Below are 22,527 nucleotides of genomic sequence, written 5' to 3' on the forward strand. Positions count from 1 at the left end.
GTCCCGCCGGCCGGATGGTCGCGACATCAGGCGGATCGGGGTAAATACACGGGTTTTCACGGAGTTTTATGTGCCGCGCCGGAGAAAACGGCTGGCGACGTCGCTTGCTGACGGATTCACTGGACGCTGGCTAGAAAATTAAATTATAATCTATTGGAGGGTGATTTAAATTCTCGTTTTGGTTGGTGACATAGAGGGTGCGATTTTGAAGGTACTGATCACCGGAAACATGGGCTATGTGGGTCCGGTCGTCGCGCGGCATCTGCGGGCGCAGCGCCCGGATGCGACGCTACACGGCTTCGACAACGCCTATTTCGCGCACTGCCTGACCGGAGCGCCGGTTGTTCCGGAGCGATGTCTCGACGAGCAGATCCATGGCGACGTCCGCGACATGTCGCTCGACCTCCGTGGCTATGACGCCGTGGTCCAGCTGGCGGCGATCTCCAACGATCCGATGGGCAATCGCTTCCAGGAGGTGACGCTCGACGTCAACCAGAACGCCACCGTATCGCTCGCCAGGAGGGCTGCGGCGGCTGGTGTGAAGAATTTCGTGTTCGCGTCGAGCTGCAGCGTCTACGGCATCGCCGACGGACCGCCGCGCAAGGAGAGCGATCCGCTCAATCCCATCACGGCCTACGCCAAGTCGAAGATCGGATCGGAGCAGGAACTCGCAGCCATCGACACCGGCATGACCATCACCTGTCTGCGCTTTGCGACGGCCTGCGGCATGTCGGATCGGCTGCGGCTCGACCTCGTCCTCAACGATTTCGTGGCCTGCGCGCTCACCCGTCGCCAGATCAGCGTGCTCTCCGACGGCACCCCCTGGCGCCCTCTGATCGACGTCGCCGACATGGCGCGGGCGATCGACTGGGCGATTGACCGGCCGGCGGCGACGGGCGGCCGCTTCCTCACCATCAATGCCGGCTCCGACGACCGCAACTACCAGGTCAAGGATCTCGCCAATGCGGTGGCTGCGCGAGTGCCCGGGACCAGCGTATCGATCAACACCTCCGCGCCCGTGGACAGCCGCTCCTACAAGGTCGATTTCGGCCTGTACCGCTCCCTCGCACCCGATCATCAACCGCAGGTCACCCTGGACCAGTCGATCCAGAACCTGGTCGAGGGTCTCAAGAGAATGCAGTTCAAGGATGCCGAGTTTCGCTCGTCCGATCTGATCCGTCTCAAGGTCCTACAGGACCACATGGAGACAGCCAGGATCAACGACAGGCTGCAATGGACGTGATTGCGCCGGGCAGACGGTCGCCTCGGCCGGCAAAGACAGTGACGGAGACATCATGGAACTGACCCTTCCCACCGCCGTCGGCGTCGCGCCCAAGTGCCGGCACTGCGGCGACGACCTGACCCTCAAGCTGATCGACCTCGGCGCCTCGCCGGTCGCGAACGACTACATCGATCCGGCCAACTACATGCGCGCGGAGCCGTTCTATCCGCTGGAGACCTTCGTCTGCCGCGAGTGCCGTCTGGCGCAGACACGCGACCTCCTGGCCGCGTCCGAGATCTTCCGCGCCGACTATGCCTATTTCTCCTCGCACTCCACCTCATGGCTCCAGCACGCGCAGCGCTACGTCGAAGCCATGGCCGATCGCTTCAAGCTCGGTCCGGCCTCGCGGCATGTCGAGATCGCGTCGAATGACGGGTATCTGCTGCAATACTCCCTCCAGAAGGGGATCGCCTGCCTTGGCGTCGAACCCTGCGAAAGCGTTGCGCTGGCTGCACGTACCAAGGGCATCGAGACCCGCATCGAGTTCTTTGGCCGCAACTATGCGACCCGCCTCCGGGAGGAGGGCTGGTCGGCCGATCTCCTCACGGCCAACAACGTGCTCGCGCACGTTCCTGATATCAATGACTTCGTCGGTGGCGTCAAAATTCTGCTGGCGCCGGAGGGCGTCGCGACCTTCGAGGTCCAGCACCTGCTGACCCTGATGCAGCGGCATCAGTTCGACACCATCTATCACGAGCATTTCTCCTATCTGTCGCTGATCGCGGGCCTGCGCATCTTCGCACGGGCGGGCTTGCGCGTTTTCGACGTCGAGCTCCCGGAAACGCATGGCGGCTCGATCAGGTTCTTCGTCTGTCACGAGGGCGCCGCTCATGCGGAGAGCCCGAACGTCGCCGACGTCCTGGCACGAGAGCGGGCCTATGGGTTGCATGACGACGCGATCTACATGGCCTGGAACGAGCAGGTCAAAGAGACGAAGCGGGCTCTGCTCGAGCTGCTGACGGCACTGAAGCGCGACAACAAGAAGATCGTCGGCTACGGTGCCCCGGCGAAGGGCGTGACGCTGCTCAATTATTGCGGGATCCGCACCGATTTCCTCGACTTCACGGTCGATCGCGCCCCGTCCAAGCAGGGCCGCTACATGCCGGGCGTTCGCATTCCGATCCTGCCGCCGGAAGCGATCTTCGAAGCCAAGCCCGACTACGTCCTGATCCTGCCGTGGAACATCAAGAGCGAGATCAAGGCGCAGATGGCGGCCATCCGCGACTGGGGCGGCCGGTTCATCGTGCCGGTCCCCAAGGCGACCATCGAGGAGTAGAGCAGGGCATTGCCGCACGATTGGGCGAAGAGTTTTGAGCCATGAGGTTTGTCCAGCTGGGACGGTCGGATGCGCGGCTGATCGAGCTTACCGTTCGCTCCGACGAGCGCGGCAGCTTCACGCGGACTTGGTGCGCGAAGACCTTTGCGGAGCAGGGCGTCGCGTTTATCCCGGTGCAGGGCAACAGCTCGGTGACCCGTCTCCGCGGCACCGTCCGCGGCATGCATTTCCAGCGCGCGCCGAAGCCCGACGCCAAGATCGTCCGCTGCAGCGCCGGCTTGATCCATGACGTCATCGTCGACATCAGACCGGATTCTGCGACGCGCGGCGAGGTCTATGCCTGTGAGCTCGGTCCCTCGACGGCGCGGATGCTCTACGTCCCCGCGGGCTTTGCCCATGGCTTCCAGACGCTGACCGACGACGTGACGGTCGAGTATCTGATGGGTGAGGACTATGTCGAGGAGCTCTCGGACGGTTTTCGGCACGACGATCCGATGATCGGCATCCGATGGCCGCAGCCGGTGACGGTGTTGTCGGCCAAGGATGCCGCCTGGCCCTCGCTTGCTGAGCGGGAGCTGTGGTGAAGCAGCATGACGGCAGCTCGGTGTCTTGGGGGAGGAATCTGGCGGCCCCGGAGCGGCCCGATCGCCTCGAAGGTTCTGACTATTTGTCGAGGAGGATCACGGAATGACGAACATTTTCGTTGATGCCATCATGCCCGATCACGAGCGGCGCCAGAAACTGTACGAGGGTGCGCTGTTCCTGTACTCGCCGACGCCCTCGCTCGATGCGCTGGTCGCGTTTGCCAGGGAGCTGATCGAGGAGGCGTTTCATCCTTACGATCCGCGGACGGCGCAATTCGAGCTTCCTGTCGAGCGCTACGTCGAGATTCTCGTCAGGCTGAAGCCATTCTTCATTCATCACGCCCGGTCGAAGGAGCTGGTGCAGGGAGCGCTCCGCGAGCTTGGCTGCGATCCCGAGCTGACCTATTTCGACGTGCCGCGGCTGCGGTCGGCAACGAGCGATGACTATCTCACCACCGGGATCGCATTCGCATTCCACCCTCATCGCGACACCTGGTACTCGGCGCCGCCGTGCCAGCTCAACTGGTGGCTGCCGGTGTATGACATCGCGCCAGACAACGGCCTTGCATTCCACCCGCGCTATTTCGACGAAGCGATCAAGAACGGCTCCAGAAACTATAACTATTACGAGTGGAACCGGACCTCGCGGGCATCGGCGGCGCAGCACATCAAGACCGATACACGGGTGCAGCCGAAGCCGGAGCAGGAGATTGCACTGGATCCGCAGATCCGGGTGATCGCGCCGAGCGGCGGTGTCACGATCTTCTCCGGATCGCATCTGCATTCGTCGGTGCCGAATACCTCGGGCGTGACGCGGTTCAGCATCGATTTCCGTACCGTGCATTTTGCCGACGTCAGCGGCAGGCGCGGCGCCGTCAACGTCGACTCGGAGTCGACGGGCACGAACCTGCGCGATTTCCTGCGGGTGACCGATCTCGCGCGGCTGCCTGAGGAGGTCGTCGCGCCGTATGATCAGGTCGAGGCGCCCCGCGATCATCTGATCTATCAGCCGACGATCGTGCCGCTGGCGACAGGCGGTCTCGCAGCCGATGCCGCGCAGGCATCGGCCTGACGGATGATGCAAGGTTCGCAGGTCATGCTGGACATCCTCACATCATCGATTGGGCCGCGGGCGCCGGCGATCGATCTCCATGATCTGATTACGGAGCTGTTTCCAATCAACCGTAGCCTCACGGGAGCTGGGGTCCGTCAGACGCTCGAGATCGTCTCACGCTATGTCGACCTCGTGATTCACGAGGTGCCGTCCGGAACGCCCGTCCTCGACTGGCATGTGCCGGCGGAGTGGAACATTCGTCGCGCGACGATCTCGACCCTGTCCGGTCGCCGTCTCGTCGACTTCGCCGACAGCAATCTGCATGTGATGGGCTACAGCAGGCCGGTCCAGGCGGTGCTCAGCCGCGCTGAGCTTGCGAAGCACGTTCATACCTTGCCGGAGCAGCCTGATCTCATTCCATACCGGACCGGCTATTATGCCGACGATTGGGGGTTTTGCCTGCCGGATCGTCTCTGGCGGGAGATGACGGACGACAGCTACCACGTCGAGATCGACAGCGAGCTCTTGCAGGGATCGTTGACCTACGGCGAATTCTTCGTCCCCGGACAGACGGACAAGGAAGTCCTGATCACCTGCCACGTCTGCCATCCGAGCCTCGCCAACGACAATCTCTCAGGGATTGCCGTCATGACGGCGCTGGCGATGCGGCAAGCGCAACGGCCCCGCCGGCTCGGGTACCGATTTCTATTCCTGCCGGCAACGATCGGCGCGCTTGCATGGCTCGATCGCAACGAGCGGGATCTCGACCGTGTCGAACACGGCCTCGTCCTCACCTGTCTCGGCGACCCCAGTGGATTTCACTACAAGCAAAGCCGGCGGGGCGCGACCATCGATCGCGTCGTCGCGCATGTCCTGAAGCAATCAGGGCATCCTCACGAGATTCTGCCATTCAGTCCCTATGGATATGACGAGCGGCAGTTCTGCTCACCGGGATTCGATCTACCGGTCGGGTGCCTGATGCGCGGCGTGCACGGCACATTCCCCGAATATCACACCTCGGCCGACAATCTGAATTTCGTCAAGCCGGACTGTCTCGACCAATCCTACGCCGTCATCGAGGAGGTGCTGGATCTGCTCGATCGTGACTGCATCTACGAGCGCGTCGATGGGCGAGGGGAGCCGCAACTGGGACGGCGTGGTCTGTATCGCGCGATTGCCGGTCAGCGCGAGGCAGGTGGCGCGACGCAGATGGACCTCCTCTGGGTCCTCAATCTGGCGGATGGCAGGCACAGCCTGCTCGACATGGCAGTCCGGGCCGACGTTCCGTTCGCGCGAATCGAGGCCGCCGCACGGATCGCGCTGGACGCCGGCCTCGTTATCGTAACGTCATCGCCCTCTCCGTCAGCACCGGAGCATGTGAGCCGACAAGACCAGAGTGAGGCGTCATGAGTTCGCAACCGGGCAAGCCCCGCATCGCCGTCTTTTCACTCCGAAACATCTTCGGTAAGGCGCTCAATCGCGGCCCCCACGTCGAGTTCGAGGACATCATCTGCGAGGTCGATTCCGCCGAGCTGTTCGCGCCCGAGCTCGATCCGTCGCGCAGACGGGCGAGCTTCGCCACCCGGCTGGGCTACCACGCGCCCGTGCTGTTGAATCCTGGGATCGCGCGGATCCAGCCGCGGCAGCAATACGACGTTCTGTTCGCGATCTGTGGATTCCCGCAGGACCTGATCATGTTCGATGCGATCGAGGATCTGAGAGGTGCGTCCAGGACCTCGGTGTGTCTGCTGGACGAGCTATGGGTGAAGGAGATCGCCAAGCACCGGCATTTCCTGAAGATACTCGCCAAGTTCGACGTCGTGATGCCGTTCCAGATCAGTACGGTGCAGCCGCTCAGCGAGGAGATCGGCCAGGCTTGCGTGCATCTCCCGCTCGCCATCGACGCGATCCGCTTTTGTCCCTATCCCGATCCCCCCGAAAGGGTCATCGACGTCTTCAGCATGGGGCGCCGCTCCCGCGTCACGCACCAAACGTTGCTCGCGATGGCGCGGGACAGCGGCCTGTTCTATCTCCACGACACGATCGGCGGCAGCCAGGCCATCGACCTCCGGGAACACCGGGCCCAGATGGCAAACCTCGCCAAGAGGAGCAGGTATTTTCTGGTCAATCCCGGCAAGTTCGACGAGCCGCAGGAGACCGGGCGGCAGGTCGAGTTCGGCTACCGGTATTTCGAGGGCGCGGCATCGGGAGCCATCATGCTCGGTGAGCGTCCCGACAACGAACTCTTTCCGCGGTTGTTCGACTGGCCCGAGGCGATGGTCGACGTGCCGCACACGTCGCCCGACATCGACCGGGTCATCAGGGAGCTGGACGGTGACCCGGTCCGGCAGGACCGGATGCGGCGAAGCGGCATGGCCCAGACCTTGATGCGGCACGACTGGGTGTATCGGTGGGAGACGATCCTGGAGGCCACGGGTCTGCAACCGATGCCGGGCGTCGCTGCACGCAAGGATCGGCTGAAGAGGCTGGCCGAGATGGCGGCCGGTCCGGGGGTGGCGCGCGAGCATGAATTAGATCGCGAGCCGGCATTGTTGGCGCAGTGATGTTTCAATCCTTCTCTCCGCCACAAAGTGGCGTCATCGCGCCCCGGCGGCCCATGTTTCGGCTGCAGACGATTTTATACCGGCTGCATTTCGACGATCGGATGTTTCATTGCCCTGTACGGATCTGTTTGGCCGTGACTGGGAATAGGAAAGTTGGTTGCAATGTTTGAAAGCGATTGAACGAAGATGTCGGAAGCCGTCGCCGCCTATTTCGAGGAACATCGGGAGTCGAACGATCTCGGACGCCGCGCGTTGCGCGGCGGCCTGATTTCCATCGTCATCCAATACGGCAATGCCGTGCTCCAGATCGGAGCGGCCATCGTGCTGGCCCGGCTGCTCGCGCCGGAGGATTTCGGGCTCGTCGCCATCATCACCGTGCTGACGAGCTTCGCGCCGCTCCTCATCGACTTCGGCCTGCTCGACGCCACCGCCCAGCGCAGCAGGATCACACCGGCCCAGGTCAGCGGCCTGTTCTGGGTCAGCACCGGCATCGGCGCGGCGGTGGCGATCGTCGTCGCTGCATCCAGTCCGCTGATTGCCTGGGTCTACGGTGATCCGAGACTGGAGCCGATCGCGCTCTGCGTCGCGATCACCTTCGTGCTGTCCGGGCTGACCAATCAGCACATGGCGCTGCTCCGGCGCACGTTGCAATTCGGCCGCATCGGTCGGATCCAGCTGTTCGGCACGCTGGCGGGGACGGTTGCCGCCGTCGCCATGGCGTTCGAGGGCTACGGCTATTGGGCGCTGGTCATTCGCCCCGTCGTGACATCGATCTGCGTCGTGGTCGCCGCGTGGTCGGCATGCCGTTGGCGGCCCAGCGCGCCGGTGTTCGACGCCGAGGTGCGATCGATGGTGCGTTTTGGCCTCCACGTGGTCGGATTCACCGTGGCCTATACGTTGTCACGGGCGGTGGACCGGATCGCGCTCGGTCTGCTCTACCGGCCCGATCAGGTCGGGTACTACCAGAATGCGATGAACCTGTACGACAACTCGATCTATGCGGCGCTCAATCAGACGCATGCGGTGGGAAGCTCGGCGCTCAGCAAGCTGCAGACCAATCCGGTCGCGCTGCGGCAGAAGTACGAGGCGGCGCTCTCGATCCTGGCCTTCTTCGTGATGCCGGCGGCGGCGATCCTCTCCGTCACCGCCGAGGACCTGACCGTCGTCCTGCTCGGGCAGAAGTGGCAGGCTGCGGGAGCGCTGCTCAGCATCATCGCGCTGCGCGGCATTTCGCACGTCGTCGAGGGCTCGCAGGGCTGGCTGCATCTGTCGCTCGGACGGGCGGACCGGTGGCAGACCTGGGGGATCATCTCGCTCGTCGCGCAGGTCGTTGCGGTGCTGGTGGGGCTGCCATTTGGGCCGGTCGGCGTGGCCTGGGGCGTCGTGGTCGGATACTCGCTGATCGCCCTGCCGTCGGTCATGTACGCCGGACGTCCGATCGGCATCGGTGCGGAGGTCGTGATCCGGGCCGTCGGACCGCAGACCATCGGCGCCGTCGCGACTGCAGCTGCCGGCTGGTGGCTGCAAGCCGCGCTTCTAGGGGCCTATCCCGTCCTCCTGCGCATGTTCCTGTCCGGGTGCTTCTGCGGCTGTCTCTATCTCGCGATCGTCGTCGGCGTGTTTCGGGTCCGCGAGCCGCTCAGGATCGCAGGTACGATCGTGCAGGATTTCGCCGGCAAGCGCTGAGAGGGAGCGAAAGGAGGCTCGGACAGCACCGCACGTCGCGATTAACTATCGCAATCATTGAATACCCCATATAAAACACCCCGTGATTTAAATGCTTTAAATGGTCATGGCCAGCGACAACCACCCGGACTTGGATGTGATGGAGGCGGATCCTGCGCCATCGGCGCAGCGCGAACCCGAATGGTCCGCAGCCGGTTTCGCCGACCGACGGCGGCTCAGCATCCTCAGCGTCTCGCACATGCCGGCGAGCCCGCCGCGGTTCGGGGCACAGGCGCGCATGCACGGGCTGATGACCCAGCTCGCGCGCCGCCACGACCTCACGGCGGTGACGCTGGTCGATGACGCCTTCGACATCGACGAGTGTCGGCGGGCCATGCAGGCCTATTGCCGCGACGTGGTGCTGGTGCCGAACCCCTACGGCCGTGACGGTCTGGCGAAGCGGCTGCTGCAGCTGCGCTCGCTGGTCTCGTTGCGTAGTTTCGATCGGCTGCGCGTGGCCCTGCCGGAGCTGCAGCGGGCGCTGGATCGGGTGCTGCGGACGACACCGTTCGACATCGTCAATCTCGAATTTCCCTATCTCGGCCACTGCATGTTCCGTCAGGCGCCGGCCGGCGCGACGCCGCCGCGGCTGATCGTGGACTCGCATGAGATCGCCTATGACCTGGCGCGGCAGTTCGCCGCCACGGGCGCGAGCCTGGGCCGCCGGCTCTACGCCGGTGCGAACTGGCGCAAGCTGCGCCGCGAGGAGATCGCGGCCTATCGCGAAGCCGATGGCGTTTATCTCTGCAGCGCGGACGACGAGAAGCGTCTGCATGACGACGTTCCGAACGCCCGCACGGCGGTCATTCCCAACGCCGCCGATATCGACTTCTATCAGCCGCGCAGCACCGACCCCGCGCCCGACGGCCGGACGCTGGTCTATTTCGGCCTGCTGTCGACGGTGCCGAACATCGATGCGGTCACGCATTTCGTACACGACATCTGGCCTCGTATCGCCGCCCGGCACCCGGATGCGCGCTGCAAGATCATCGGCGGACGGCCGCCGCCGGCATTGACGGCGCTGGCCGGGCCGCGGATCGAGCTGACCGGCTTCGTGCCGGACCTGCGGCCGCACCTCGCCGCGGCCGCGGCGGTGATCGTCCCGCTGCGGCTCGGTGGCGGCACGCGGCTGAAGATCGTCGAGGCCATGGCGATGGGCAAGGCGATCGTCTCGACCAGCCTGGGTGCCGAGGGCATCGAGGCCATGCCCGGGCGCGACATCCTCATCGCAGACGAGCCCGACGCCTTTGCGGATGCGGTCGATCGGTTGCTGGCCGAGCCCGATCTCGCGGCGCGGATCGGCGGCGCGGCGCGGCAGGTGGCGGTCGAGAAATATGCCTGGAGCGCGGCGGCGCAGGCGCTTGAAGACTTCTACTGCGAGATCCTGGAGACAAGATCGTGATGAAGGCCGCGCTCATCGGGGCAGGGCAGATCGCCCGCCAGCATCTGGCCTGTCTCAACAGTTTGCCGGGCGTTCAACTGGCCGGCATCTGTGATCTGTCGCCGGCGACGGCGGAGGCCGCAGCCGAGCGTTACGCCATCCCGTCCTGGTTCACCGATCATCGTGCGATGCTGCAGACCGTCCGGCCCGATGTGGTGCATGTGACGACGCCGCCGACCTCACATTTTCGGCTGGCGATGGATGCGCTCGAGGCCGGCGCGCATGTGATCGTGGAGAAGCCCGCGACCTCGACATTCGACGAGCTGCAGACCCTGACGTTGCGCGCCAAGCAGACCGGCCGCCATGTCGTCGAGGACTACAACTACGTCTTCAACCGGGCACCGCAGGAGATCCTGCGTCGCATCGAGACCGGCGAGTTCGGCGCCGTCACCCATGTCGACGTGCAGATATGCCTCGACATCCTCGGTCCCGACGGTTTTGCCGATCCGAACTCGCCGCATCCGGCGCTCAGCCTTGCGGGCGGTGCGATCGCCGACTTCCTGCCGCATCTCGCCTCGCTGTCACATGCATTCGTCGGCCCGCATCGCAACGCGCATACCGTCTGGAGCAAGCGCAAGCCGTCGCCGCTGCCGTTCGACGAGTTTCGCAGCGTCGTCGAGGCCGAGCGTGGCACGGCGACGCTCGGCTTCAGCGCGAGCGCTCAGCCCGACGCGTTCTGGCTGCGGGTCTATGGCGAGCGGATGCAGGCGACCGCTAATCTGTTCGAGACGCGGCTGACGTTCGACGGCCCCCGCAACGTGCCGAAGCCGCTGCGCCCATTCTTCAGCGGACTGGAGGAGGGCCGCGACATCCGCCGCGCGGCGCTGTCGACCCTGCTGCGCAAGTTCAAGGGCCCAGGGGCCTATGAGGGGCTGTGGGAGTGCCTGGCACGCACCTATCAGGCGCTAGGCTCGGGAACGGCCTTGCCGATCACGATGGAGGACGTCCTGGCCGTCAATCGGATGGTCGAAGCGATGAAGCCGACGGAGCAGGCGGACATGAGGAAGCTGGCGATATGAAAGCCCTGGTCACTGGCGCCAACGGGTTTCTCGGCCGGCATGTCGTCGATGCGCTGCTGGCCCGCGGCATTGAGGTTCGCGCCGTGGTGCGTCCGGCGACGCGCGTTGACGCGCTGGGCTGGCCGTCGTCGGTCGACATCGTCAGGGCCGACCTGCGCACCTCGCGCGACCTTGTTCGCGCGTTCGAGAATGTGGATGTGCTGATCCATCTGGCGGCCGTGGTCGCCGGCGGCGAGGATGCGCAATTCGCCGGCACGGTAGGCGGCACCGAGCGGCTGCTCGAGGCGATGGCGGGCAGCGCCTGCCGCCGGCTCGTGCTGTGCAGCAGCTTCTCGGTCTACGACTACACGGCGACGCGCGATATCCTCGACGAAAGCGCACCGCTCCAGCAGACACCTGATGTCTACACCCGCGGCGGCTACACCGTCGCCAAATGGTGGCAGGAGCGGGTGACACGCCGTTACGTCGAGAAGCACGGCTGGGACCTCACCGTCCTACGTCCCGGCTTTATCTGGGGACGCGGTCACGGCTATCTTGCGGCGCTCGGCCAGCAGATCGGGCGCCACCACGTCGTGATCGGGCCGCTGACCCGCATCCCCATGACCCACGTCGAGAACTGCGCCGATGTCTTCGCGCTGGCCGCCGCAGATCCGCGGGCGATCGGCCAGACGCTGAACGTCGTCGACGGTCCCGGCGAGCGGGTCTGGACTTATCTGTCAGACTACATGCGCGGCACCGGCGAGCGCGGCCTCCGGTTGCCCATCCCGCATTGGCTCGCCAGCAGCACCGTACGGCTGGCGTTTGCGACCGTGTTCAGGCGGGCGACCAAAGTGCCGGCGATCCTGACGCCCAAGAAATTCGACGCGATGCTCAAGCCGCTGCGCTTCGACAATCGCAAGCTGAGGGACACGCTCGGCTGGACGCCGCCGCTCGACTACGAACAATGTCTGGCGCGGACCTATGGTCCGTTGCCGGCTTCGGCGGCAGCGCCGGCGTCCTGGTCGTCTGGAACGGCTGCTTCCATTTGAGGGCCGCGTCCGCCATTTTGACGTCGCGCGTCTCAAGCGGATTGTTCTGATGTGTGGCATCGCTGGGATCATCGGACGGGTGGACGACGACAACCGCGCAGCGCTGCAGCGGATGAACGACGCCATGCTCCATCGCGGTCCGGATGCCGGGGGAATTTGGGCCTCGGCCGCGGACGAGCGTGGCTGGGGCGCGCTGCTGGCGCACCGCCGGCTCGCAATCCTCGATCTGTCGCCCGCCGGTGTGCAGCCGATGATCGATCCGGTCACCGGGCACGTCATCGTCTTCAACGGCGAGATCTATAATTTTGCCGATCTGCGGCAGCGTCTGGTCAACGACGGCCAGCAGTTCAGCTCGACGGGCGATACCGCGGTGATGCTGCGCGCGCTCGGCCTGCATGGGCCAAAGGCGGTGGCCTGGTTGCGCGGCATGTTTGCATTCGCCTGCTGGGACCCGAAGGAGCGCCGGCTGCTGCTGGCGCGCGATCCCCTCGGCATCAAGCCGCTGTACGTCGCCCGCGCGTCGAAGCCCGATGCGGGCTGGTCGGTGGCCTTCGCATCCGAGCTGCGCGCTCTCCTGGCGTCCGGTCTTCTGGGCAGGCCCCAGCTCGATCCGCAGGCCGTCGCCAGCGGTGTCTGGAACGGCTTCGTGGTCGGCCCCGGCACGGCGGTCAAGGGGGTCGAGCTGCTGTCTCCCGGCCATCTCACCGCGTTCGACGGTGTCGGCAACACCGTCCGCGACGAGGATTTCTGGTCGATCCCCGAGCGCGCCCCGGACCCGACGATGGATGAGGATCAGCTTGCCGCGATCCTGGAGGAGGGGCTGAGGCTGCATCTCGCCAGCGACGTGCCGCTTGCGGTGTTTCTCTCGGGCGGCGTCGATTCCTCGGTCATGGCCAATCTGGCGCAGCGTGCGGCCAAGAGCCGGATCCACACCTTCACGCTGGCGTTCGAGGAGCAGGAGCTGAACGAGGGGCCGATCGCGCGGCAGATCGCCGCCGCGATCGGGACCGAGCATCACGAGGTGGTGCTGACCGAGCAGCACTTCGTCGACAACCTCGAAGCGGCGCTCGACAGCCTGGACCAGCCGACCTTCGACGGCCTGAACTCCTACTACATGTCGCATGCCATCCGCGGCGCAGGCTTCACGGTCGCACTGTCGGGGACCGGCGGCGACGAGTTGTTCGGCGGCTATACGTCGTTTCGCGACCTGCCGGTCCTGCAGCAATGGTCGAAGCGTACGGCCTGGGTGCCGGCCGGCCTGAAGGTTGCTGCGGCGAAGCTGGCTGCCAATATGCTGTCACCCTCGGGCGGGACGGTCGCGCCGCAGACGCGCTGGGCCAAGCTCCCGGAGATGGTTCGACGCGGCGATGATCTTCTGGCGCTCTACCAGATGGCCTATGCGCTGTTCCTGCCCGGTTTTCAGCGCGAGCTGCTCGCGCCGGACCTCATCGATACGCTGAGCGACGGGCTGCCGGCCGCGATGAGAGCGAAGATCACCGCGGAGACCCGCGCACGCGCCCCGCTGTCGGCGATCAGCGTCATGGAGCAGCGCCTGTTTCTGGGCGAGCGCCTGCTGCGCGACAATGACGTGGCGAGCATGGCGGCCTCGCTGGAGCAGCGGGTGCCGCTGGTCGATCAGGTGCTGTTCGAAAGCGTCGACCGGCTGCCCGATGCGACGCGCTATCAGCCGCTGCGAAGCAAGGCGATGCTCAGGCGGATCGGCCTGCGTGGCCTCGATCCGTCGCTGTTCGACCGGCCGAAGAGCGGGTTCGTGCTGCCGCTCGATCGCTGGATCCGGCGCGGCCTGCAGGATGCAATGGACCGGACCCTGCGGGATCCGCAGGCCGTTGCGCCGGTGGGGCTGGACCCCACGGCCGTGGAGCGCCTCTGGCGCGCCTTCCTCGATGGCGATCCGGGGATCTATTGGTCGCGCGTATGGTCGATCTATGTGTTCGTGCGCTGGTGCCACCGTCACCGCGTCTTCCGCTGACGTCCGACATCAGAAGAGCCGGCGCCAGATGCGCGTGCTCAGGCCTCCGGCATGACGCTTCCGCCGCACACCGGCACGCGAACGCCGGTCACGAAGCTTGCGAGGTCCGAGGCCAGAAACGCGATCATGTTGGCGACGTCCTGATCGTAGCCGCGCCGTCCGAGCGGCACGGACCGCTCGTAGAGCGGCTGCACCTCGTCACGGTCACGACGGTCCTTGTCGGAGATGACCCAGCCCGGGGCGACCTGATTGACCGTGATGCCATGCGGTCCGAGCTCCCGCGCCAGGGACCGCAGCATGCCGTCCGTGGCGCATTTGGCTGCCGTGTAGGGCGCTCGGTTGGGCAGAGCCAGGCTCGTCATCTCCGTGCCCAGGGAGATCAGGCGTCCCCATTTTCGCTCGATCATGGGGCCGGAAAACACCCGCGCGGTGGCCCAGGCCTGCAGGACCGAGGAGCGAAACACCTTGTCGAACTGGTCGGGTGTCTGCTCGACGACGGGACGTTCGTCGAACCATGTCACTGCATTGTTCACGACGATGTCGACGGGGCCGAGCGTGCTCTCGGCGATGCGGCGCATCGCCTGGACATCTTCAAGCACGGCAACGTCACCCGACATCGTACACGCGTGCTGCGGCTGAAGCTCGTTCAGCTCATCGCAGAGTCGTTCGGCAGCAGCGCGTGCCGTCAGATAGTGGATGGCGACCTTGGCACCACAGGCCGCCAGCGTCCGGGCGATCGGACGGCCGAGTTCTCCGGCCGCTCCCGTGACCATCGCGACCTTGCCCGACAGATCGATCTGGAGCGGTGACCTCAACGGTCTCAGCGCCGGATCGTCCGGCAGGGGACCGAGCGTATTTCGTCGAATTCGTCGTGCAACTGCGCTCGCGATCCGCATCCACCCGTCCCCCGAAAGTATTCGTTGGCTCGGGTCGAGTATTAAATGCGCGATTAAATAAATTGAATTGCACAATTTGCCGCATTTGTTCGGGTGGGTGCACCGATCGGTTCATAAGGGCGCCCGTGCCCGGTACGCGCTCTTGGTGCCGGCTGCAGCAGCCGGTGAGCGTTGACGAGGGATGCGCTCAGGATGCGCGTGTCGTCGGACTCTCGACGAGACGGTCGCCAAGCGGCCAGTCTGCGCCAGATGTATCCTGCGCTCGGCCTACGGCAGGCACCGGCCTGCACTTGTGCCGGAGCTGCCTGAAATACGGCTCGATGAAGCGCTCGATGGCCGCCGCGTAGAGGACTGAGATCAGGAGCGCGAGCGGAAACAGGATGTAGGGTTTGGCGGCGATGGCGGGCAAGTTCTTGTCGATCGTTCGGATCACGACGTTGTGGATCAGATAGATCGCGTAGGAATAGGTGCCGAGCGTCATCACCCAGGCGTGATTGAGATGACGAAACAGCGGCGCGTCGGCGAAGCGGACCGCGAAGTAGAACAGCGGCATCAGCGCCAGTCCCTGAAGGCTGTAGCGGGCGGTCTCCCGGAACACCGGATCACGGTAGATCAGGGAGACCAGCAGCGCCGCCGCGGCGCCGGCGAGCAGCGCCCATTGAGCCACCGACATCCGTCCTGAGGAAGAGCGCTGCCGCACCGGGGTCATGACCAGCGCCAGAATGCAGCCATAGGCGATCGAGTCGATGCGGGTGTCCGAGGCGTAATAGGTGCGGTCGGAGAAGAATTCCGGGGCGTGCACCAGATGGATGCGCCAGGCGAGGACGCCGAGACAGACGAGCCCGAGCAGCGCGCCGATGGTGCACGGCCGCAGCACCGATCCGAGCAGCAGGGTCATCAGCAGGGGATAGACGATGTAGAAGTGCTCTTCGACCGCCAGGGACCACAGAATGCCGGTGCCGTCGGGAACCGTATTGCCTGGATCGAAGAACAGGCCGTAGTAGTTGGCGAAATACAGGACCTGGGCCGCCAGCCCCTTGGCGGTCATTCCGCCGTCCAGCAGGCCCGCGGCGGTGAGACCGTAAGCGATCGCCAAGGACAGCAGCAAAGGCGGCATCAGCCGGAACACGCGCCGCGCATAGAAGCTGGGAACGTCGAGCGCGCCGGTGCGCTCATGCTCGGCGAGCATGAGCGTGGAGATCAGGAAGCCGCTCAGGAAGAAGAAGATGGTCACGCCGAAGCCGCCGGGTACCATGGCCTGAAGTCCGGAATGGCCCAGGACCACGATCAGCACCGACAGCGCGCGGATGCCGTCGAGTGATGGAATGAGCAGGGATGCGCTGCCATGAGCGTTCATCCCGTGTGACGCTATCGGCGCGGTCCCACCGCCGTCGACAGACGTCATCGGCGGCACGGCGGAAGCATCACGAAGGCGGCTGAACTCGAGAATGTTGGCCATGCTGTCCAAATGGAGTCGGAGAAACACCTAGCTTCGCAATTCTCGCGTCAGTACCGCGGCGATCTGTCCGCCGAGCGTCATCGCGTATCGGCTGCGGCGTGGCTGGCCCGCCAGAGCTGAGCCCGCTCCGCATCGATCCGGGCCGTCGCGGCGCGCTTGCCCAGGCGCAGGCAGGCGTGCTGATAGGCGCGGAGGAAGCGCCGGAACTCGAGATCGTCGTAGCGCGGCAGGCCCGCCAGCCAGCTCCGGAAATAGCCCCACAGCATCGCTGTGCTGCCGATCAAGGCCGGATAGGCCGGCAGGTGATAGACCGCCACCGCGAACTGGTACAGCGGCGACGTTCCCATGAAGTACTGGCCGAAGCCCTTCCGCAGGCGTCCAGTCCAGATGCCCTTGTGACTGGCGCCCTGCGGCCGCAGATGGATGAAGCGCAGTGCTTCGGTGTCGATGCTCTCGGCGATCCAGCCGAGCATGCGGCAGCGGTGGCAGTCGATACCGTCCCACATGACCTGGCGCACGAAGCCGCCGATCTCCTGGAAGCAGGCGACGCGGTAGAACTTGGTCATCCCGACCGACATCTCGTCGCCGCAGACCTCAGGCTCCAGGGCGCCGGTCTGCGGGTGGACGAACCACGGCTTGCCTGAGGTGGTCCCGACCCGCGGATCGCTCTCCATTCGCTCCATCAGCAGCTCGAAGTAGCGCTCGGGCAGATCGAGGTCCATGTCGAGCTTGCAGAGATAGTCGAAATCCTCCAGCCGCACCGTCTCCAGGCCGGAATAGAACGCCTCGATCACGCCAGGACCGACCTTGCGTCCGCCGCGATCGGCGCGGCGGATCACGCGCAGATAGGGCAGGCGCTGGGCGTACTCCTCGAGAATGGCGGGGGTGTCGTCGGTCGATCCGTCGTCCACCACGATCCATAGCGCCGGCGGCACCGATTGCGCAGCGACGCTGTCGAGAGTCCGGCGGAGGTACTGGCCCTCATCCCGGCAGGGCGAGACGAGCAGGTAGCGGCGCGATGGCGTCACGAATCAAATCCCTTGCGGAAGACGGAAGGACCGATGCAAACCTGCTGCGAGCAGGGGAGCCACCGGTCGCCTTTCAATAAATTAAATCGTGATTTAATATTATGTCATGGCGCGTGTCAAAGTCATGGTGTTTTTAGTCGGCGCGCCCTTTCAATGTGTGGTCGGTCCTGCGAGAAGGTCCCATGGATAGCGTCCGCCTCGTGATCCCCGGTTGCACTCAGGCTCCGTCCCGGTCGTCTGCACGGGTGTCGCGCCGGATCGATGCCGTGGGCATCCGGGCGCTTTGCACGGCCGCGCTTGCCCTGCTGATCCTCAGCGGCGCTGCCGAGGCCGCCGAGCCGGCCGCGTCCACCCGGCCGGCATTGGCCGGCAGTCTCCTGCCGGCGGAGCGCCTGGCCGCCTGGAATCCGGGGTTGATGTCAGCCGGCGGTATTCCGAGCCGCACCATCATTTATCGCACGCTGTCTCCGAGCGGGAGAGATGACAGCGGCGCGATCCAGGCCGCCTTGAACGCTGCGCCCGCCGGCCGGGTCGTGATGCTCAACCCCGGTACGTTCATCGTCAACGAGCCGCTCTTGATCAGTCGCCCGGTCACGCTGCGCGGCGCGGGCGCAGGTGCGACCAGGCTGGTGAAAACCAACGGCGCACGCGCACGAACGTCGGCCGTGATTGCCGGCACGAAGGGAATCCTCACGCCGGTCGACCCGAGCTCGTACAGTTATGATCCCAAGCCTGTCATCATCGTCGGACCTTCGCGCTGGAACAATGGCCCCGACAGCAGCGCGTCGCAGAACCTGCTGGCCGACGGCGAACAGGGAACGTCGACCGTCACCCTCGCCAGCGCCGCGAATATGAAGCCGGGCGATTTCGTCCTGCTCGACGAAGTCTCAGGCGCATCGTGGCAGGCGACGCCTGCCGGTTTTCCGGCGGGAGCGAAGGTCTGGCAAGGCGATCGCGTCGCCTGGAACATGCACGATCCGGTTCAGCCGGGCGATGACAATGCCGGCGCGAATGCGGGAGGCCCCTATGACCAGGCCCCCGGCGTCTTGCCGAAGCCGATGTCGTGGTTCGCCCGCGCCGACCGGGCGACCGCCGAGATCAAGGAGATCGCCTCGGTGACCGGGAGCACGGTGACATTCACCTCGCCGCTCACGATCAGCTATCGCAGGGATCACCAGGCGCAGCTCACGCCCTACAGCACCGACCCGAACAGCGGTCGCCACGCCGCCAATCATCGCGACATCCACGTTGCCAATGTGGGCGTCGAGGATCTGAGCATCGTAGGTGGAGCGGACGGCGCGTTGCGGTTCGAAGCCGCCGCTTACTCCTGGGCCAGATCCGTCGAGGTGACGCAGTGGCTCGGCGAGGGCGTGGCGATCAATAATTCGTTCCGGGTCGAGCTCCGCGATTCCTACATTCATACCGGCTCGTGGCCGCAGCCGGGCGGCGCCGGATACGCGATCAGCCTGGCGGCGGGCTCCTCGGAGGTCCTGATCGAGAACAACATCCTCGTCGACGTCTGCAAGAACATGGTGTTCCGGTCGTCCGGCGCCGGCAGCGTCGTCGGCTATAACTATGTCGACGACTCGTTCGATTTCGACAACCCCGGCTGGGTCGAGGTCGGCATCAACGCATCGCACATGGCCGGCGCCCATCACGTCCTGTTCGAAGGCAATCTGTCCCACAATGCCGACAGCGACTACACCCATGGCAACGCGATCTATCTGACCTTTTTCCGCAACCATCTCACGGGGCAACGCCAGCGCTTCGTCGATCGTTCAGGCATTCGAGCCGTGGGTCTCGCATATGGCTCGTGGTGGGATTCGTTCGCCGGCAACGTGCTGGGTCGGCCGGGACGCATGAGCGGTTGGACCTACGACGATCCTTCGATGCAGGCCGGCACGGCGGTTTGGGGGCAGGGCGGTGTCGGCAACGTCTGGATGCTTGGTTACGATCCGGAGCGATGGACCATGGCGCCAGACCCGAAGACGCTGGCCACGGTGATCCGCGGTGGCAATTTCGACTATCTCACCAGCAAGGTGGTCTGGACCGACGGCCTCGCGGCGCAGCCGCTCCCGGCGTCGCTGTATCTGAGCGCCAAGCCGGGCTTTTTCGGCAATCATCCGTGGCCCTGGGTGGATCCGACCGGCGATACGAAGCTGCATACGTTGCCGGCCAAAGCGAGATTCGATGCGGGCACGCCGTTCGCGGCGACGCCGGGAACAACGCAATAGAGCTGGCGTGAGGCTCCAACGGGTTTCCGTCAGGTGCGGACACCGAGTCGCGGCCGCCATGCCGGTCGTGTGCGGCTCCAACGAGCCGGTCGCCTGCTCACGGGCTGAGGAGAGGCGGGCATGCTCTGTTGCGACCTCCGCCAGTATCGCGCGGCCTCGACCGTGACGAGCACGAACACGACCCAGGACACGTCGAAAGCGCGCAGCCACAAGGTCTCGAGAAAATCATACAACATTACGAACAAGGCGACGGACAGCAGGATCCACGCTCGCTTGTAGTCGTAGCGCGCCACGCGGCCGATGACGTGAACGGTGGCCGCCAGAAAGACGAGGAGAAAGGCAAGACCCACATAGCCCAGCTCGAGCATCGCATCATAATAGCCGTTGTGGGAGTTCGGCATGGCCTTCACCCAGCCAGGTGCCTCGGTGATGCTCGGTGCGTCTGCCCCGACCAGCCAGAAGCTCTGATAGCCCCATCCCAGGAGCGGCCTCTTCGCGATCTCCATCTCCGAAAAGGCCCATATGGTCGTCCGGCCGGTGAAGCTGGAATCGCCCGTCAGCAGATAGGCGATGCGGCCGGTCGTGAAGCCCGCGAGCTCGCCGAACATGAAGTAGCCAAGGATCATCGCGGTGAGAATCAGAATCGGCGCAAGCCGCAGCGTTCTCGCGATCGCGAGCGTCAGGATGGCCATGACGGGAGCGACCAGAGCGAGACCGAGCGCAGTCTTCGAGCTCGAGAAGAAGATCAGGGCGATGGCAGCGACGGCAACGACGATCCCGAGCGCGCGGCGGGTTCCGGGATAGAGCAACTCGTGAACCGAGAGCAGGAACGCAATGGCGGCAAACTCGCCGAGCAGGTTCTTTCCTGAGAAATAGCCCTGGTAGCCGATGTCGACCAGCGTATTGCCGTATAGCGCGTAGGTCGCATAGCCGCCGGGAAGCAACAGTATGTTGAGGATCACGCCGACCGCGAAGCAGAGGAACACTCCGCGCATGATGTTGGCGTTCGGGTTCGACAACAAGGCGGGCAGCACGACGGCGGTCAGAACCATCGCTTCCTGGAGGAAGCGGACGAAGGCGAACTCGGGTTTGAATGCCCATCCGATGCTGGCGCCTGCCAATCCGAAGTAAGCGCAGAGAGCGATGATGTTGGGCGGAAGGGCAAGCCGGTCGCCGCGGGCCAGGCGTTGTATCGCAACGACGATGGCGACGGCTGCGAGGACCGGCCAGAAGACCCGGTTCTCAATCCGGCTCTCGAGCAGGCCCTGGAGCCCGGCCGACGGTGGGAAGCTGAAATAGATCAGCGGCTGAATGAGGGACGAGTAGGCGAAGGCCAGCACCGGTATCAGCGCGCAGACGTCGAACGTCCCCGCAGAGGCCCGCGGCCCGGCCGACATCGACGTCGTCGCTGAAATTCTCGGCATCACAATCTGGCTCAGACATTCGAACGGGGCGGCCGGGCCGGCAGCCGCCAGGAATATTGTCGAGCGATATTATCCAGAGATGCAATTAAATAAAAGCGCCTCGTTGTGTGCCGGGGGGACATTGCTGCGACTGCGCCGCAAATCTGCTCTGGTATTCACAAATAAATCGTATTAAATGCGTCGTGTGATTTAAAATTAAATAGTGATATTTTGGTCACCCGCCTCCGTCAGGGAGGTGCGGCCGGGGTCCGCAACCCGGCATCTTCGTGCGGCGGGGCAGATTGAGGGAGAGCGGCTGATGCTGACCACGCATGAATTGCAGGAGCTGGGATCCGCCCTCTATCGCGTAGGGCGCTCCGGGACGGGTCGCGGTCGGCCGGAGGCCGATGCTGCAGCCATGTCCGACCCCGCAGTTCCCGACGACCTCGCGCGCGACGTCTATTGCGTCCTCGGGATACCGGTCGATGCCATCGGCATGCGCGGCGTGCTGCGCCGCATCCGCGACGCTGCCCGACGCAGAACGCGGCTTCTCATCTCGACTCCCAATCTCAACTTCCTGGTCGCCAGCCAGTCGAACAGGAGCTTCAGGGAGTCGCTGATCCTGAGCGATCTCTGTACGGTGGACGGCATGCCGGTGGTCTGGATCGCCCGGCTGCTTGGGATTCCGATCAAGAGCCGGACGGCCGGCGCGGACATCTTCGACGCGCTGAAGTCGGAGGCCGGAGCAGCGAACGCGCTGAAGCTCTTTCTTTTCGGCGGCCCGGAGGGAGCCGCCGAACGGGCCGCCCGGACGCTGAACGGCCAGTCGGCGGGATTGCAGTGCGTCGGCTGGTCGAACCCCGGCTACTTGTCGGCCGAGGAGTTGAGCCGGGATCACATCATCGACGAGATCAATGCCAGTGGGGCCGACTTCCTGGTTGCCTCTCTGAGCAGCGTGAAGGGACAATCATGGTTGCAGCGCAATCATGAGCGTCTCGAGATTCCGGTCCGCGCCCACCTCGGTGCCGCGCTCAACTTCCAGGCCGGGACGGTGAAGCGTGCACCTGCAATCCTGCGTCGATCAGGCTTCGAGTGGCTGTGGCGCATCAAGGAGGAGCCCTATCTCTGGCGTCGCTACTGGAACGATGGGACGGCGATGCTCGGCCTCATGCTCACCCACGTGCTGCCGTTCGTGGTCTGGACCTGGTGGATGCGGCGCACGCATGAGCGGGGTGAGGCGCTGACCATCACGCAGGACTATGGAGCGCGAGCGGTCACGCTCAGCCTGTCGGGGCCCGCCGACGCGCGCCACGTGGACAGGGCCATCCCGGTTTTCCGTGCCGCTGCTGCGTCCCGCAAGCCGGTCACGCTCGATTTCTCGAACGTCTGCGCCATCGATGCGCGCTTCCTCGGATTGCTGCTGATGCTGAGGAAGCAACTGGAAGCCCATGGCTGCATAGCGACGTTCGTGGGCGTTTCGCCGCTGATGGCCCGCATCTTCCGCTTCGGCGGACTGGACCGGCAATGACAGGGGGAGGCTCGTC

17 protein-coding genes are annotated in these 22,527 nt (G+C 64.9%); 13 read left to right on the forward strand and 4 right to left on the reverse strand.

The features are described from left to right. The first annotated feature begins 205 nt into the window (after positions 1-205). The 11 genes from QX121_RS13710 (at position 206) to asnB (ending at position 13,963) form a co-directional block, all read left to right on the forward strand. Entirely contained in the window at positions 206-1,243 is a 1,038-nt protein-coding gene (locus QX121_RS13710; protein WP_315739475.1) for an SDR family oxidoreductase, read from the forward strand. 52 nt (positions 1,244-1,295) lie between these two features. Next, the gene (locus tag QX121_RS13715) at positions 1,296-2,558 is read left to right on the forward strand and encodes a class I SAM-dependent methyltransferase (protein WP_315812200.1); all 1,263 of its coding nucleotides are present in this window, start codon (positions 1,296-1,298) and stop codon (positions 2,556-2,558) included. A 41-nt stretch (positions 2,559-2,599) separates the two neighbouring features. Beyond that, on the forward strand, positions 2,600-3,142 hold the full coding sequence (locus QX121_RS13720) for a dTDP-4-dehydrorhamnose 3,5-epimerase (protein ID WP_315739478.1): 543 nt from the start codon (positions 2,600-2,602) through the stop codon (positions 3,140-3,142). 103 nt (positions 3,143-3,245) lie between these two features. Further along, complete coding sequence (locus QX121_RS13725) at positions 3,246-4,214, forward strand: phytanoyl-CoA dioxygenase family protein (protein ID WP_315739479.1); 969 nt, start codon at positions 3,246-3,248, stop codon at positions 4,212-4,214. A gap of 24 nt (positions 4,215-4,238) precedes the next feature. Then, positions 4,239-5,606 carry a DUF4910 domain-containing protein gene (locus QX121_RS13730; protein ID WP_315739481.1) on the forward strand — a complete coding sequence of 456 codons (1,368 nt, stop codon included), beginning with the start codon at positions 4,239-4,241 and terminating at the stop codon, positions 5,604-5,606. Next, positions 5,603-6,760: a glycosyltransferase gene (locus QX121_RS13735; RefSeq protein WP_315739482.1), complete on the forward strand. Its 1,158-nt coding sequence runs from the start codon at positions 5,603-5,605 to the stop codon at positions 6,758-6,760. Before QX121_RS13730 ends, QX121_RS13735 begins: the two co-directional genes overlap by 4 nt. A gap of 186 nt (positions 6,761-6,946) precedes the next feature. Beyond that, entirely contained in the window at positions 6,947-8,446 is a 1,500-nt protein-coding gene (locus tag QX121_RS13740) for a lipopolysaccharide biosynthesis protein (protein ID WP_315739483.1), read from the forward strand. Between the two features lie 139 nt (positions 8,447-8,585). Then, positions 8,586-9,887: a glycosyltransferase family 4 protein gene (locus tag QX121_RS13745; RefSeq protein WP_315812201.1), complete on the forward strand. Its 1,302-nt coding sequence runs from the start codon at positions 8,586-8,588 to the stop codon at positions 9,885-9,887. Further along, positions 9,887-10,945 (forward strand): Gfo/Idh/MocA family oxidoreductase, encoded by a 1,059-nt coding sequence (locus tag QX121_RS13750; protein WP_315739485.1) that lies wholly within the window; start codon positions 9,887-9,889, stop codon positions 10,943-10,945. Before QX121_RS13745 ends, QX121_RS13750 begins: the two co-directional genes overlap by 1 nt. After that, complete coding sequence (locus tag QX121_RS13755; protein ID WP_315812202.1) at positions 10,942-11,973, forward strand: NAD(P)-dependent oxidoreductase; 1,032 nt, start codon at positions 10,942-10,944, stop codon at positions 11,971-11,973. The genes QX121_RS13750 and QX121_RS13755 overlap by 4 nt, the downstream gene beginning before the upstream one ends. A 49-nt stretch (positions 11,974-12,022) precedes the next feature. Next, entirely contained in the window at positions 12,023-13,963 is a 1,941-nt protein-coding gene (gene asnB, locus QX121_RS13760; protein ID WP_315812203.1) for an asparagine synthase (glutamine-hydrolyzing), read from the forward strand. 38 nt (positions 13,964-14,001) lie between these two features. Here the strand turns inward: asnB and QX121_RS13765 are convergent, their stop codons facing one another. From QX121_RS13765 to QX121_RS13775, 3 genes are all read right to left on the reverse strand, one after another. Beyond that, positions 14,002-14,778, reverse strand: a complete 777-nt coding sequence (locus QX121_RS13765; protein WP_315797556.1) for an SDR family NAD(P)-dependent oxidoreductase — start codon at positions 14,776-14,778, stop codon at positions 14,002-14,004. A 268-nt stretch (positions 14,779-15,046) separates the two neighbouring features. Further along, on the reverse strand, positions 15,047-16,216 hold the full coding sequence (locus tag QX121_RS13770) for an acyltransferase (RefSeq protein WP_315812204.1): 1,170 nt from the start codon (positions 16,214-16,216) through the stop codon (positions 15,047-15,049). Positions 16,217-16,395: 179 nt separating this feature from the next. Beyond that, the gene (locus QX121_RS13775) at positions 16,396-17,346 is read right to left on the reverse strand and encodes a glycosyltransferase (RefSeq protein ID WP_315777008.1); all 951 of its coding nucleotides are present in this window, start codon (positions 17,344-17,346) and stop codon (positions 16,396-16,398) included. Positions 17,347-17,528: 182 nt separating this feature from the next. Between QX121_RS13775 and QX121_RS13780 the strand changes: the two genes are divergently transcribed. Then, positions 17,529-19,580: a glycosyl hydrolase family 28-related protein gene (locus QX121_RS13780; RefSeq protein ID WP_315812205.1), complete on the forward strand. Its 2,052-nt coding sequence runs from the start codon at positions 17,529-17,531 to the stop codon at positions 19,578-19,580. 29 nt (positions 19,581-19,609) lie between these two features. Here QX121_RS13780 and QX121_RS13785 read toward each other — a convergent pair whose 3' ends face one another. Beyond that, positions 19,610-21,004: an O-antigen ligase family protein gene (locus tag QX121_RS13785; protein WP_315812206.1), complete on the reverse strand. Its 1,395-nt coding sequence runs from the start codon at positions 21,002-21,004 to the stop codon at positions 19,610-19,612. 397 nt (positions 21,005-21,401) lie between these two features. Here QX121_RS13785 and QX121_RS13790 point away from each other — a divergent pair, with 397 nt between their 5' ends. After that, a complete protein-coding gene (locus QX121_RS13790; protein ID WP_315739495.1) occupies positions 21,402-22,511 on the forward strand; it encodes a WecB/TagA/CpsF family glycosyltransferase in 1,110 nt (369 codons plus the stop codon). The last annotated feature ends 16 nt before the right edge of the window (positions 22,512-22,527 follow it).

Origin of the sequence: Bradyrhizobium sp. SZCCHNR2028 (assembly GCF_032380995.1) — a bacterium.
Lineage (GTDB): Bacteria > Pseudomonadota > Alphaproteobacteria > Rhizobiales > Xanthobacteraceae > Bradyrhizobium.